This window comes from Pseudomonas sp. SIMBA_041 (assembly GCF_046535095.1).
In the GTDB taxonomy this organism is placed as follows: Bacteria; Pseudomonadota; Gammaproteobacteria; order Pseudomonadales; family Pseudomonadaceae; genus Aquipseudomonas; species Aquipseudomonas mucoides.
In genome coordinates, this window is record NZ_JAWRXJ010000678.1 from 1 (window position 1) to 250 (window position 250).

1 pseudogene is annotated in these 250 nt (G+C 62.8%); it reads left to right on the forward strand.

Features of this window, described 5'->3' with window-relative positions:
• Positions 1-104 precede the first annotated feature (104 nt).
• Positions 105-250: pseudogene (locus SB725_RS32830) on the forward strand (DNA-binding response regulator); the annotation flags it as partial.

Here is a 250-nt window from a genome sequence, read left to right on the forward strand (position 1 = left end):
CCGCTGCCAGCCAGCTGACATGCAGATTACAACTTTGTCAGCTTGCACTGCCCTGGCCTGCTGCACGGTATAAAGCCCGGGTTCCAACCGCCACGAGTCCCACCATGAAACTGCTGATCGTCGAAGACCAACCCAAAACCGGCCACTACCTGCGCCAGGGCCTGAGCGAGGCCGGCTTCAACGCCGAACTGGTGGCCGACGGCAGCACCGGCCAGCACCTGGCCCTAACCGGCGACTACGCTCTGCTGAT